We start from the raw sequence: 13,429 nt of genomic DNA on the forward strand, positions 1-13,429 counted from the left end.
TGGCGCGCCTGGGATTGCTCACTCTCACCACCCGCCATACGGGTGATGATCTCCTCCTTGACCGTACCATCGATATCGTCTGCGCCAAAAGATAAGGCCACCTGGGCAAGCTTGATCCCTATCATCACCCAATAAGCCTTGATGTGAGGAAAATTATCAAGAAAGAGACGGGCAACGGCAATATTCTTAAGATCCTCGATGCCAGAACTTTTGGAGATATCGGCCATCTCGGTGTTTTTAGGATGAAAGGCCAAGGGGATGAAGGTCATGAAACCTCCGGTTTCATCTTGGGCTTGACGCAGCATGTCCATGTGCTCCAAGCGTTCTTCTATAGTCTCGATATGACCATAAAGCATGGTGGCATTACTTTGCAGACCCAAGCGATGAGCGGTCTTTGCCACCTCTATCCACCCTTCGCCGGACAATTTTTTTTCGCAGGTCTTGGCCCTGATCCGGGGACTAAACACTTCCGCCCCTCCACCGGGAATAGAACCAAGACCTGCTGACATTAATTGTGTTAGCGTATCAGATACTGATAGCTTGGCAATTTCTGCAAGATGGGCGATCTCGACACAGGTAAAGGCTTGAATATGGACTAAGGGGCGAACCTCTTTGATGGCCGACAAGGCATTAAGATAATAGCTGAAAGGCAAGTCTGGATGGATGCCGCCAACCATATGGATTTCGGTTATAGGTTCATCAAGTCGCTCTTTGACTTTGTTGCGAATATCTTCAATGGTCATCTCATAAGCTAATGGCGAAGTCGCATCTTTGCCAAAAGCGCAAAATTTACACAGGTTGGTACAGATATTAGAATAGTTGATATGCTGATTATAGATAAAGTAGGCGTTATTGCCATTCTTCTTCTCTCTTACCAGGTTAGCGAGATAGCCAACAGCCAAGATGTCGGGGCTACGGTAGAGTCTGACACCATCATCAATTGACAGCCTCTCTCCCACATTAATTTTGACTAATATATCGATCAAGCCTGCACGTTTAATCATCTCATCCATAATATTCCTCATATTCGATATTCTCTTTGTCCTGTCAAGCCGTTCTTGAGGGTTTCAATCAACAAGTCAATTTCAGTTATCAATGCTGGCCCGTCCTTGGCTGCCAAGTTCAACCCGCCATCAAGGTACGAACGAGCGTAACCCTGTAAAAAACGATCCAGCGCAGCATCAATCAAAAAAACAACCATGGACACGGGTACACCAGAGGTTACCGTTCCTTCTCGTTGTCCTTGAAGAGCCAATGGTCCAAAAAAATCCAGAGAGAACAATCGAACTTGAGAGATCAACTCCTCCCGGTTTGGGATATCATATTCAAAAAGTACATTAAGATAGAGTTGATAGTAATCAGGGTAGCGCTCAACAAAGGCAACACCAGCAAGCATAGTCCGTCGAACCACGGACCAAAAATCGTGATCTGTGGGTTCACTCTCCGCAGGCTGCTGTACCATATCTTTGACCGCCCTGACGAAGTGATCAAAAATATGAAGAAAAATTGCTTCCTTGTTAGAGAAGTATTGATACAGCGATCCCTTGGCAATCCCCAATGCCTTGACCACAGTGTTCAAGCTGGCATTCTGATAGCCCTTGGCAGCAAATTCACTGACGAGCGCGGTCTCAATTCTCAGCCGCTTTTCGAGGGGCAGATTACTAAAGGTGTTGTTGTTGGATTGAGTTATTTCTCTCATCATGTGACCAGGTGGTCATACTACCCAACAAATATACAATTGCAAGATATTTTGTGTCATAAGAGTACTTAGATTAACGTGGTAACAGGAGTATGAGGTGAAGAAGATCCAAGAGGTAGATTTCGCTTAAAAACAAATGACACATAGGTTACAAACAAAGCGAGGATTCAGCGACTGGTCTTTTCTGTCCCGGTAGACGAAGCTCGACATTGGGGATTATCAAAATAGATAACACCCTCGGTATCAATGCAATAGGGCAGATTGTAGGGATTTTCCGGCAAGGCGGCGAGAATACCGCTTGTGACAAGTTGCTCCAGGGATGTCGGCTTTTGCTCAAAACTCTTTTCATACTGCTGACTGGCCCGTTCCAGAATCAATATCCCTTCTAATGCGTGGAGACGGTCAACCATATCATTATACCCAGGCTCATCGTGAGCCTTATCGGCAAGCATGGATTTCATGATGACGATAGCGGTTTCTGTCTCTCCTCCCTTCTGGGCCAGACGAGCTCCTAAAATGGCAAGAAATGGTGGGGCTTTGGGTGTATTTGCTGCCGCCAGGAAAAGTTTGCCGGCCTTCCCTGGGTTATTTGAAAAATAATACGCATTAAAGCCCAAGGTGTGATTTGGCTGCCAGTCCCAAGGGCGATTTTTGGTCGCAGTTGTTAAGATCTTCTCGGTCTCGGCCAGCATGCCAGCCGGTTCCCAAGGCAGCCACCCCTGGGCCAGTATGTATGTCTGTTGGAAAGAAGGGTCAAGTGCCTGGCTCGTAAAAAAAAGGTGGGAGATGTTTTGCCAATCGTACTGTTTTTTGACGGTTCGAAATCCTCCGCTGGGATCACGGACAAGTTCTGTGCCCAACTGGGCACCGATATCAAGCACAATGAGGTCAGCAAGCAGGCCCTTGAATTCGCCAGCCAAGGCCTGGAGCACAAGGGGAGGGAGCGAGGCCCATCTTCTTGAGTGTTGGGCAATGTTGGAGGGGGTGCTCCTATAGTTCAGCAAGGCATTGTAGCTTGCCGCATAGAAACAAAGCAGAGTGAGGAAGAGTAGGCCCTGGCGCAGAAAAAGCTGCATCAGGCAAGCTCCCGTCGGTTAAAAAGCCTGCTAGATAGGAAAAGAATGAGGGCACAGTAAGAGAGACAATAGAGAGCTAACAACAAAAACTCTTGGCCGCTGAAAGCAAAGCCGTAGGCCGCTACATATTTTTTATCGAACAGAGAGAGATTGGGGAAGATCCAGGAGAGGGCCAGCACAAATTTTTCCTGCCCGCTGAGGATGCCGGCGTGGGCGTTTTCCAGCACTACCCGTCGCAAAAGTTCCATGTTTTGGCCGACAAGATAGGTGGAGACGGCAAGCAATAACGCAACAAATGGTTGGCTGGCAAAACTGAAACAGAGGAAGCTCACCGCGAGCATCATCAGCAGGGCCAGCCACTGGCAGGTCATGGCCATGGCATAGGTGAGCCAGGAGAAATTGGGTGGCACAAAGGCTGGGTATTGCCAGAGTACATACTGCATAGAAAGGGCGGCGGCTCCACCCAGAATTATTGTCGAAAGCCCAAGGGTCAGGGCCAGACCGAGATATTTACCGGTGATATAGTGCCAACCCGCCACCGGCCGCGACATGAGCAGGTAAATACGGTTACGCTCCAGGTCATCGGCGAGTATTTTCAGGCCAAGGAAAAAGACCAGCAACAGCCCGGTGAAGGCAACGGCGGAGAGGCCAAATTCCACCGAGACCTTGCCTAAATCCCACGAGAAGAGCTCTGCAACAGAGATATTGGCCATGGTCAGGAAAGTGGCCAGGCAGACTATGGCCCAGAGAGCCTTATGGCGGATGCCCTCGATAAAGGTGGATAAAGCGAGGAACCAGAGATTACGGAGTGTTTGCTGCATGGTCGTATTCCTCGATAATGGCGACAAAGTGCTCTTCCAAACTGGCGCTGCCTTTGATGAAATCTTGAAGCTCCCCGCTATAGAGAAGGTGCCCTCGGTGGACAATGCCGATCCGATCGCAGAGATCCTCGATGTCGCTTAAGATATGTGAACTGAAGAACACCGTCTTACCCTGCTGTCGCAAATCGATGATGATGTTTTTTATGAGATGACGGCCCAAGGGGTCTAAGCCGCTCATCGGCTCGTCAAAGATGAGTACCTGAGGGTCGTGAATCAGGGCGTTGGCCATGCCCAGGCGCTGCTTCATACCTTTGGAAAAGCCGCCCACCCGCCGGTCGATGGCCTCAGTGAGGTTCATGCGGGCAAGAAGCAGGGGGATTCGTTCGCGCAGGGCCTGACTTGACATGCCACTCAGGCGGCCGGAGAGTTGTAAGGTCTCACGCGCGCTGAGATGGTCGTAGAAAAAAGGGAACTCGGAGAGGTAGCCGATCTGATTGCGGAACTCGTCTTGGCCTACGGTGTGGCCGAGAATGGAGAGCGTTCCGCTGTCCGGCTTTAAAAAATGGAGCAGCAGTTTGATGGTGGTGGATTTGCCTGCGCCGTTGGGGCCGAGAAAGCCAAAGACTTCGCCTGGGGCGATGGTGAGGGAGAGGTTATGGAGTGCCAGATTTTTTTTGCCTCGGCTACCGAAGGACTTATTGAGCCTGTCGATGGCAATGGCTGTGGTCATGGTGTTTTATCGCAATTGAGAAAATGGGTGGGCGGAAATGCAACAGCCCAGACCGAAGGAGCGGCCAGGGCTGTTGCATCAGGTGAGGGTCTTTATTCTACTGTACCAGTGCCCAGTTGGTGGTTGGCAAGCCGCCACCAGCCCCGACAATGCTGACGGCGTTATCGGTCGCAGCGTATACTGTCACTGGGGAGGTTATCCCAACGATACCAAAGGTGTCAGCTCCCGTAGGCCATGACGGGTTGCTGACACTGTACAACTGATTTGGGGCATCGGAGTCAGACCCGTAGGCCGTGTCTCCTTTATCATGGCGGGTATAGATGACATTTGAACAGCCGCCACTGTTACAGGCACCAGCAGTAACAGCACTTTCTGAGGTCAAAATTGACATTCCCTGACCAATCCCCAGTGGCACGGAGAATGTCTTGGCTGTAGCAGTATTTACTCCGACGACTCTGCCGCCTCCAACGGTGGCCGTAGCCCCAATAGCCGCTCCAGCGGTATCTGACGAGACCATCTCGGCGGTGACACCAACGACGGCTTGCGCGACTGCCGCTGCAGCATTAAGTGCACCAAGTACCGATTCTGTGTGGCCATAACAGCCCAACTCTGAGTTTAGGTCAGATTGGGCACCTACGGCCATTTTGTTGACGGCCTTGGAGTTGGCATTAAAGGCCCGCGTCCGGTATGCAGCAAACTGCGGGATGGCGATAGCCGCCAGGATGCCGATAATCGCAACTACGATCATCAATTCGACCAAGGTAAAACCTTTCTGACTTCTTGCGTCCTTAATAAAGTTTAGCATGATGTTTCCTCCTGTTGAGAATTGTATAATTACCCAAATAACCATTGGCAGCAAAATGACTGACGACTTTTCTCTAATCAAGATATGTGCCATCATGCCCCTAGCGAACACGATGTTTTATATTTCTTTAAAAATCAGTTGGTTGTGCAACAAGGCTCTCAGTTGCTTTGCATATACAGCAATGGACTGATCCGACACTCGAATTTTCACTGACATTTTGTGTCACAACATCTGCCTTAAATTGTCATATAATTTTTTAGGGCTTTATTGTTATTTTTTTAAGAATCGACCATCTGATCTATTTAATAAAAAAATTCTGCCTAAATATAGCGTAATTAGGTAACATAATAGGTGCATGACAGATTCTGGAACATGCTCATTCACAGATAGCATTAAAGCCTAGGCCGAAATAAATTTATTTATTGCTTGAAAGTAAAATCCATCGTTACTTTTTTGTACAAAATAGATGAATAAAACTAATAGAATAAAAATATCATAACTTAAGCAAGTTAAACATTTGCCATCATACAGTTACTCCAGGGCTATCAAAATTATCCGAATAAAAAAATGTTTTATGGCTCATGGCACACTCCATGCTCGAACTAATAATTTACTCATTATGAAACTACGGGATACCAAACCAACACAAAACGGCTTCAGCTTAATTGAAATGCTGATCGCAATATCAATCATGATCATTATAACTGCGATTAGCGTTAACTCTGCAATGCAAGTGCTCCCCGGGCTTCGCCTTAAAAGAGCCGCTCGCGTTCTGATAGCTCAGATGCAGCAAGCTCGATTTAATGCTATCAAGGAGAATCGCATCTGGCAAATTCAATTCACTGATAATCCTGGCACGACAAATGACTCATATCAACTTATTTCCAGTGGGCCTGATGGTATTATCGGCAACGCCGATGATATCCTATCCCCCACAGTCTTCTTATCCGCTTACGGGAGCGGAGTAGCTTACGGGGCCGGAGGCGCCACAGCTACCTGGAACAATGATGTTATCGACCAACGAACAAGCGTCACCTTTAGCAATAGAGGTCTTTGTGGTCAAGGAATCACCTATTTAACCAACCAAGATAACACGGTGAGCTTTGCAATAACTACCTCCATCGCTGGTTCAGTTACTCTTCGCAAATATAATGGCATCACTCCATTCAACACCAATAACTGGATGAACTGAATTTCATGGCACTACCTACCTACACCAATCAAAAAAAAGGGTTCACCCTTGTGGAGCTAATGATTGTTATCGCAATTTCTGGAATTGTATTAACAGGCGCATCGAGAATTTATCAATCCCTACAACAAACTTCCTCAGCTCAGGAAAAAATTCTGACACTACAAGAAAATACCCGCGTAGCTATGAGCATCTTGACAAATGAGCTTCATACCGCAGGATATGATCCAACCGCTTCTGGTAATTTTGGAATTACTGATATTAAATTTCGAGATTTAAACAATTCTCCTGATACAACAGCCAATGGAAACAGCTCAATCACTTTTACTATGGACCTTAACGGAAATCAAAATATCGACACCAATGAGACCTACTCCTACTCCCTCTATGATTATCCTGAGGCCGTCGTAGACTTTGCTAGCCGTGACTTAAGCCGTAATACAGGTGGAGGGCGTCAACTGCTGATTGAAAACATCCAAGCACTGGGCTTGGCCTTTGCAATTGACGCCATGGATCCAACTGACGTTGACAATGACGGAAATCTCAACGAGTCTGATGGATCGATTGATACCGATGGCGCTGGAAACATCATCTGGGTGATTGATCAATCAAATGACAGCTCTTGGGATTCCCTTGACACGAATAATGACGGAGCGATCACCGCAGCAGATGCACCAGCCCCGGTCAACGGGGTAAGCACAATTAATGCAACTGCCACAGGAAGTCCCTTCAGACTCAACGATATCAGGGCAATTCGAGTATGGATTCTTGCAAGATCAAAACTACCGGAACAGGGCTTTATTGATACTGAAACATATATCGTTGGACGCCAAATCCTCATCCCCAGCCAAATCCCCAATGAAATCAATGGCGGTGGGTATCGATACCGTTTACTGGAATCGATAGTCAACTGCCGCAACCTGGGCCTTTAACTAATGAACACTAAAGGATTCTCCCTTATTGAAGTCCTAATCGCGATAACCGTGCTGGGTATCGGACTATTAGGGATTATCTCCATGCAGACCAGTGCCACCGGAGGCAAAAGTCTGTCACGAACAATAACAGAAGCTTCAACATTTTCAGCCAACCAACTGGAATCTCTAATTTCTTTACCTTATACAGATGCAAACCTGCTAGATACCAACGGAGACGGCAACCTCGGACTTAATCACCCGTTCCCTGCATTGCCACTACTTCCGGGACAAGCAATACCTGATGGCAACTTCATCGCTGCTCCTGCCTTGGTCGTCCTTGCACCAGACCATCAAGTCACATCAACCGATGGCAACTATACCATCTGTTGGAATGTTTCAGTAAACTATCCAATTCCCAATTTAAAAACAATCCGTGTGATTGTAATTAGTTCCGGTCGAGGGGTACAGAAAGTTGTCAACTTTGATTTTATTAAAGCAGACACTATTTAATTACGGAAAACCATCATGATCAAAAGAACCGTTATTGGCAGCAACGAAAATGGATTTGTTCTGGTTGCCGTAATGTTAATGCTCTTGGTATTAGCTTTTATTGGCATTACATCGACAACAACATCTAATATTGAATTACAAATTGCAGGAAATAATAAGATCTACAACCAGACCTTTTACGCTGCAGATGGTGGCACGAGTGTAGGTGCTGAGGTAGTAGAGCAGAATACAGCTTGTGCAACCGGCTTCACTGCCACTTCTGTCGATGGCACAATAGACGCCACTGACGCGGTATTAAATGGGAATATTGTAGTCGAAGGCAGTGCGTTATCATTATGGAATCATCCTCCTCCAACTGGAGTTTCTGATAGTGACCGTGATATCTATTATCCCATTAACTCCGGCACTGCACCTCACACGAATCTGAACATAGGTGGAGATACTATTTTGGCACATGGAAGTGCTCTGCAAATGGCAGCTGGCTATGAGGGAAAGGGTAAAAGTGCCGCCTCAGGTGGCGGATATATCCTCTATGATATTTTTTCTCAAAGAATAGGCATAAGCAATAGTCAATCCACCCTTCGGCTACAATGGCGCCATGTGATAGGCCAAGAAGGATCCTGCCTCTATTGATGAGAGTTATTAAGTTTCATCTTAAAGAACACCTCAGGACGCGGGTCAATCAAATAAAATGAGGGAAGTAAACATGAAACCGAAAAAAATTATCTCGTTAATCTTTCTTGGGTGCTCCTTCGCATTGTCGGCTTCAACAATTACCATGGCTTCGGTCTGCGAAGATGGGAAGTCTGAACCGCCTTTCCTGAGTGCTGGGGTCGACCCCAATGTACTACTGATGATCGACAATTCCGCCAGCATGTATGATCCGGCATACGACGATGTCACTGAACCTGGCTTTTGCAACGACGATAGCTATGCATCCACCACCTCTTATGGCGGTTACTTCGACCCAGCAATACGATATTATTACAATTTAACCCCAGTAGCACCCGATTTCAAGAAATTCAAATCCGGAGCTACCACCCAATGCAACACCGCCACCGGCACGGTATACCGTAATGCCGATATTTGCATCACCATTAATGCAGCAGTCCCAGAGGTCACAGCCTTTGAAGCCAAAGGTAATTTTTTAAACTGGGCTACAGCATCAAAGTTTGATATCGAAAAAAACATTCTCACTGGTGGCAAATATGATGCTACATACCAGCGCCTTGTTCCCGAATCACGCGGCTGCCAAGGAAAACGAATGATTAAGCAGGTGGCAGTCAGCACCAACGCCGGAACACCCTTTACACTGACCATCGGCGTATGGCCTGGTGCCTCTGCTAGCGACCACTTAACCCGTTTAGAAATATTTAACGTCTCAACAAATGGTCTGCAGTTTGCCAATAGCGCCTGTGAATCTGCATTGGCAGCCTCGGCCTTTGGCCAAGTCCAGAATCTGGCAGGAAGCTGCCTGATGATCGGCCAGCAAAACGAATCATTCGCCAACTCTAATGCCGCCTTTAATCATGGCTTCCAAACCTGCTGGGGCTATCCCACCATTGGCAATGGCGACATCCAGCGCATGGAAAACGCCTGCAAAAATGTCTACAATGCCGGAGTAAACCCAACCACGATCGACACAACCGACAGCGGGTACGTCTGCATGGGAAACCAGGCAACTGGTAGCGGCTATGTTGGGCGCTGCGTTGTCGCCACCGGTGGCACCCCAGCCGTTGCTTTAACCTGCACCGACATTACCTGCTTCCCCAATGGCCATCCTTATGGGGCTGACAACAACCAGCAGTGCAATAATGGTTTGCTAGAGGAGTGCGAGGCAGGATCTTCCTGGCGCGCCGCCTTTACAACAGGTGGAACATGCGCCAGCGGCACCAGTTACAAACAAGCTCAAACGATATATAATTGCCCTAGCAGTTATACCCTTAATGCAACAAATACCCTTTGCACCAAATCAGGCAAGCCCTCGGAGACGCCGACAACCACTATAATAGCAGCCGGATGTTATAATAATAGCAACAACCACTATGCCGGCCAACCGACTGCTACCGTCAGTTACCCTGCCGGCTGTTATATAGGTGATGCCCAGGCTCTTTGGATACGCAAACAGACCTGTGTCGGTGGCACCCCTGCTGTGCCAGGGACTTGGAATTGGATTGCCGGAGCTGGCGCTGCTGGCGGCTGTATCGAGCAGGCCCTGCGCGACTATTGCTCCGGTCTTTACAACCCGGACGTCATAGATACCAGCAGCCCAGTCTCTTCTGTTGCCGATGATCATTTCCCCAACCTTCCCTCCATTCTGGTCACTGTGGCAACCAACGCCCAATTAGGCAAACCAATTGCCACCTTAGACGGATATATTGAGCAGACCTCAACGCCAAAGGGATTGTTACAAGAATTCTCTTCCGACCTTCGAATGGGCGCCATGCGTTTCAACGGTGAAGGTACCAAACATGAATGTGCCCAGGCAAATCCAAATCGCCTTTACAACTGCACTGCCGACAATAAAGACGGTGGAAAAATCATCTCCTACATCGAAGCAGACAACAGTACGGCACTGGTCAACGCTATTAACGGTATCGTAGCCGACTCTTGGACCCCAATGGCAGAGGCCATGTACGACGCGATTGGCTATTACACCCAAAACTCAACCGTTAGATTGGATAACTATGACTTCTTCATCGGTGGCACAGCCAGTTTTGTGACAGGCAAAACATATGCTGCTGGTAGTGTTGTTTGGAACAGCAGCAAGTGGTGGCGTACAACCCTTGGCGGCACCACTAAAGGGACAACTCCCATTACAGACGCAGCAGCTGGTGGCATCAACGATTGGCAAGAAATGAACTATCCCACTTGGAACAATAACACAAATTACTCAGGAGGCGCCATCGTCAGTTCTGATGGGTTATTATACCAAACCGTCGCCGGGGGGATGTCTAATGGTGGCAGCGCACTTACAGATTCCGGAGTTGCCTGGACGCTCTATTATGACCCGGTCCAAACCCACTGCCAGAGCAACAATATTTTGGTTATTACCGATGGCTCCCCGACCACGGACATGGCCACGGTCATGACCAACTTCGTCACCTCCGACCCCACCCATAATGATGGAGACAATGACCCTATCGACCCTGACAATGATGGAGCGCCGGGTTGCGGCAAATATACAGGCAGCACCTACCTGGATGATCTCGCCAAGTATGCCGCCAGTGACAATCTCTTCTTCACTCAAAATAATTTTATTGATGGCTTGGGCAACCCCCAGAGTAAAAAACCGATTAGCACCTATGTAGTAGGTGCTGGCTCATTAAAAAATGAAGGTTCCGGGGAATGCAATCCAACGACCCTACTTAACAATACCGCAATCAATGGCGGCACAAATTCCTATTATGCCAGTGAAAATCCCGCCCAGTTGTCTAGCAACTTACGCTCCGTCTTCACCAGCATCAGAAAAGGATCCTCTGCCGGGTCTGCGGCATCGGTCATCTCCTCCTCTCGTGGCGGTGAGGGCGCTATCTACCAAGCCATCTTCTGGCCTAGCCTCGATCCATTCAGTGGCATCGGCAATCCCATCTCCTGGACCGGCGAAGTCCACTCCTTAATGATAGACGCCACTGGTTATCTCTATGAAGATACCGATGGCGACCGCACCTTGAGCGCTACCGATGATCGAGTAATCATTTATTTCGACGAAAATTCCGGACAAACCAAGGCCTGTTACTCCCAACTTAACAGTGATGGCACTTGCCCTGCTGCAACCACTAAAAATCTCCAATCGGTAAAATACCTCTGGTCAGCCAATGACTGGCTGGCCAAGATATCCCTCTCGGCCAGCTATCCGCCATTCGACATTAATGATATTTATCGTAACCGAACTCCTTTTATTTCAGAAAAAAGACAGCGATACATTATTACATGGGAAGACCTTAACAACAATGGCATCGTCGACAATGGCGAGGTCCTTCCCTTTATCGACCGAGACGCTGCAAACACCCCTATCGACTGGAATACTGCCGCATATACTGTTTCCGGCGGCCGGGGATCGGTCATCAAAGATTTCAATGTCAACACCAGCCCCGAGGTGAACGAGATCATCAGTTGGGTTCGTGGCAAAGACCAACCTGGACTACGAAGTCGGGCCACCAATGCTGATATCAGCAAAGCCGGTTCAGGAGAATCTATCACATGGCGTCTGGGTGACGTCATTCACTCCACCCCCACGGCAGTAACCCGCCCCTCCGAAGGATATCACTTACTTTACCGTGATGGTGAATACGCTACCTTTGCAGGTAAATACAAAAATCGACGACACATGATTTATTTTGGCGCCAATGACGGCATGCTCCATGCCGTCAACGGTGGCTTTTATGATGACACCACCAAAAAGTTCTGTCGTACCGCTGATTGCGACGAGAACAATCTTAATACAGTTCCAGAACTAGGTGCTGAAATGTGGGCATATGTCCCCTATAATCTTCTACCCCATCTCAAATGTTTAACAGATCCTGACTACACTTATGCCGAAAAAAATCACAAATATTTTGTGGATCAGCGCCCCCGTGTCTTCGATGTCCAGATCTTTACCGAAGAGGCCGCTTGCATCACTAACGGAACGGCTGATGCCAATTGCATCCACCCCAATGGTTGGGGCACCATCTTGGTAGGGGCCATGCGATTTGGTGGGGCTAAGGAAGCAGCCTCTGCTCTCAATGGGGTAGCTGGCGATACGCGACTATTCACCTCTGCCTATTTTATCTTTGACATCACCAACCCAGAGGCACCACCAACGCTTCTTGGCGAGATGACTATGAATGGTGCAGAACCTGACATGGGTTACACTCTAGCCATTCCCACAATGGTGCTCATGGTAGATGGTGTAGATACTGTCCGCACCAGTAAATGGTACCTTGTTCTTGGCAGTGGTCCAACAGATCTCAATGCAGTAAGTTCCCAAAAGCCTCGGCTCGCCATACTTCCGCTTGACTGGCTGATTGGAACAAACCCTGCAATTCCGGCCACGAAAAAACCCTTCCGCATCCCCAGCACAGAACCTTCCGTGGCTACCTCACAAGGAGGCTCCTATCTCCTGTCATCCTCTGACAATGGTTTCATCTCTGATCTGATCACTGTCGACTTTGACAGAGATTCTAACTATATGTCTGATGTGGTTTATTTTGGGACTGTCGAAGGAGCTTTCCCTCCCTCCTCAATGACAGGAAAACTTTATCGACTTGTAACAAGAGCTGAAAATGCAGGTAAGCAAATCACGACAACCCCTAGCGCTTGGAAAGGGGCACTATCCTCCATGTTCCCGGCAAAGACAAACCCAAACATCCTAATTAATACTAGCCGTCCCATAACGGCAAGCCCTTCTGTGGGAACTGATGGCAACAATTTCTGGATTTATTTCGGCACTGGTCGTTTCTTTGATAGAGATGATAAAACCGACACATCATATCAAAAATATTATGGCATCAAAGAGCCGTTTGATTGCAATAAAAAATTTACTTGGGAAACGGTAGAAGAGAATTTCACCTCTACAGATTATGGTAACCTAGGTCTTGTTGATACAAGTGACATCCTGGTTCAACTAGACACCTCTCTCCAAGCAGCTCTTTCATGTTCAGGGGGGGGCCAAGCCTGCCTCCCCTCTGCCGGCACCATCAA

The 13,429-nt window shown here is 48.0% G+C and carries 10 protein-coding genes and 1 pseudogene; 5 read left to right on the forward strand and 6 right to left on the reverse strand.

Annotation, left to right across the window (positions count from 1 at the left end; genetic code table 11):
• The 6 genes and pseudogenes from mqnE to FP815_12640 all read right to left on the reverse strand — a co-directional run.
• The coding region (gene mqnE / locus FP815_12615) for an aminofutalosine synthase MqnE (protein ID MBA3015771.1) at nucleotides 1-1,013 on the reverse strand (1,013 nt) is incomplete at its 3' end.
• A gap of 8 nt (nucleotides 1,014-1,021) precedes the next feature.
• Complete coding sequence (locus FP815_12620) at nucleotides 1,022-1,702, reverse strand: TetR/AcrR family transcriptional regulator (protein MBA3015772.1); 681 nt, start codon at nucleotides 1,700-1,702, stop codon at nucleotides 1,022-1,024.
• Between the two features lie 164 nt (nucleotides 1,703-1,866).
• Nucleotides 1,867-2,775 carry a hypothetical protein gene (locus FP815_12625; protein ID MBA3015773.1) on the reverse strand — a complete coding sequence of 303 codons (909 nt, stop codon included), beginning with the start codon at nucleotides 2,773-2,775 and terminating at the stop codon, nucleotides 1,867-1,869.
• Nucleotides 2,775-3,596: an ABC transporter permease gene (locus tag FP815_12630; protein ID MBA3015774.1), complete on the reverse strand. Its 822-nt coding sequence runs from the start codon at nucleotides 3,594-3,596 to the stop codon at nucleotides 2,775-2,777. Before FP815_12630 ends, FP815_12625 begins: the two co-directional genes overlap by 1 nt.
• Nucleotides 3,577-4,326 carry an ABC transporter ATP-binding protein gene (locus tag FP815_12635; GenBank protein ID MBA3015775.1) on the reverse strand — a complete coding sequence of 250 codons (750 nt, stop codon included), beginning with the start codon at nucleotides 4,324-4,326 and terminating at the stop codon, nucleotides 3,577-3,579. Before FP815_12635 ends, FP815_12630 begins: the two co-directional genes overlap by 20 nt.
• Nucleotides 4,327-4,990: 664 nt before the next feature.
• Nucleotides 4,991-5,131 (reverse strand): annotated as a pseudogene (locus FP815_12640) (prepilin-type N-terminal cleavage/methylation domain-containing protein).
• Between the two features lie 574 nt (nucleotides 5,132-5,705).
• Between FP815_12640 and FP815_12645 the strand changes: the two are divergent.
• The 5 genes from FP815_12645 to FP815_12665 all read left to right on the forward strand — a co-directional run.
• Nucleotides 5,706-6,323 (forward strand): prepilin-type N-terminal cleavage/methylation domain-containing protein, encoded by a 618-nt coding sequence (locus tag FP815_12645; protein ID MBA3015776.1) that lies wholly within the window; start codon nucleotides 5,706-5,708, stop codon nucleotides 6,321-6,323.
• Nucleotides 6,324-6,328: 5 nt separating this feature from the next.
• Nucleotides 6,329-7,252 carry a prepilin-type N-terminal cleavage/methylation domain-containing protein gene (locus FP815_12650; GenBank protein MBA3015777.1) on the forward strand — a complete coding sequence of 308 codons (924 nt, stop codon included), beginning with the start codon at nucleotides 6,329-6,331 and terminating at the stop codon, nucleotides 7,250-7,252.
• 3 nt (nucleotides 7,253-7,255) lie between these two features.
• Entirely contained in the window at nucleotides 7,256-7,744 is a 489-nt protein-coding gene (locus FP815_12655) for a prepilin-type N-terminal cleavage/methylation domain-containing protein (protein ID MBA3015778.1), read from the forward strand.
• Nucleotides 7,745-7,759: 15 nt separating this feature from the next.
• On the forward strand, nucleotides 7,760-8,377 hold the full coding sequence (locus FP815_12660) for a hypothetical protein (protein MBA3015779.1): 618 nt from the start codon (nucleotides 7,760-7,762) through the stop codon (nucleotides 8,375-8,377).
• Nucleotides 8,378-8,435: 58 nt separating this feature from the next.
• Nucleotides 8,436-13,429: hypothetical protein (locus FP815_12665; protein MBA3015780.1), on the forward strand; the 4,994-nt coding region annotated here is incomplete at its 3' end.

The organism is Desulfobulbaceae bacterium (genome assembly GCA_013792005.1).
GTDB lineage: Bacteria > Desulfobacterota > Desulfobulbia > Desulfobulbales > VMSU01 > VMSU01.

Coding starts and splice junctions, on each gene's coding strand:
- FP815_12620 (MBA3015772.1), bottom strand. CDS start 1,702: ATGATGAGAGAAATAACTCAATCCAACAACAACACCTTTAGTAATCTG.
- FP815_12625 (MBA3015773.1), bottom strand. CDS start 2,775: ATGCAGCTTTTTCTGCGCCAGGGCCTACTCTTCCTCACTCTGCTTTGT.
- FP815_12630 (MBA3015774.1), bottom strand. CDS start 3,596: ATGCAGCAAACACTCCGTAATCTCTGGTTCCTCGCTTTATCCACCTTT.
- FP815_12635 (MBA3015775.1), bottom strand. CDS start 4,326: ATGACCACAGCCATTGCCATCGACAGGCTCAATAAGTCCTTCGGTAGC.
- FP815_12645 (MBA3015776.1), top strand. CDS start 5,706: ATGGCTCATGGCACACTCCATGCTCGAACTAATAATTTACTCATTATG.
- FP815_12650 (MBA3015777.1), top strand. CDS start 6,329: ATGGCACTACCTACCTACACCAATCAAAAAAAAGGGTTCACCCTTGTG.
- FP815_12655 (MBA3015778.1), top strand. CDS start 7,256: ATGAACACTAAAGGATTCTCCCTTATTGAAGTCCTAATCGCGATAACC.
- FP815_12660 (MBA3015779.1), top strand. CDS start 7,760: ATGATCAAAAGAACCGTTATTGGCAGCAACGAAAATGGATTTGTTCTG.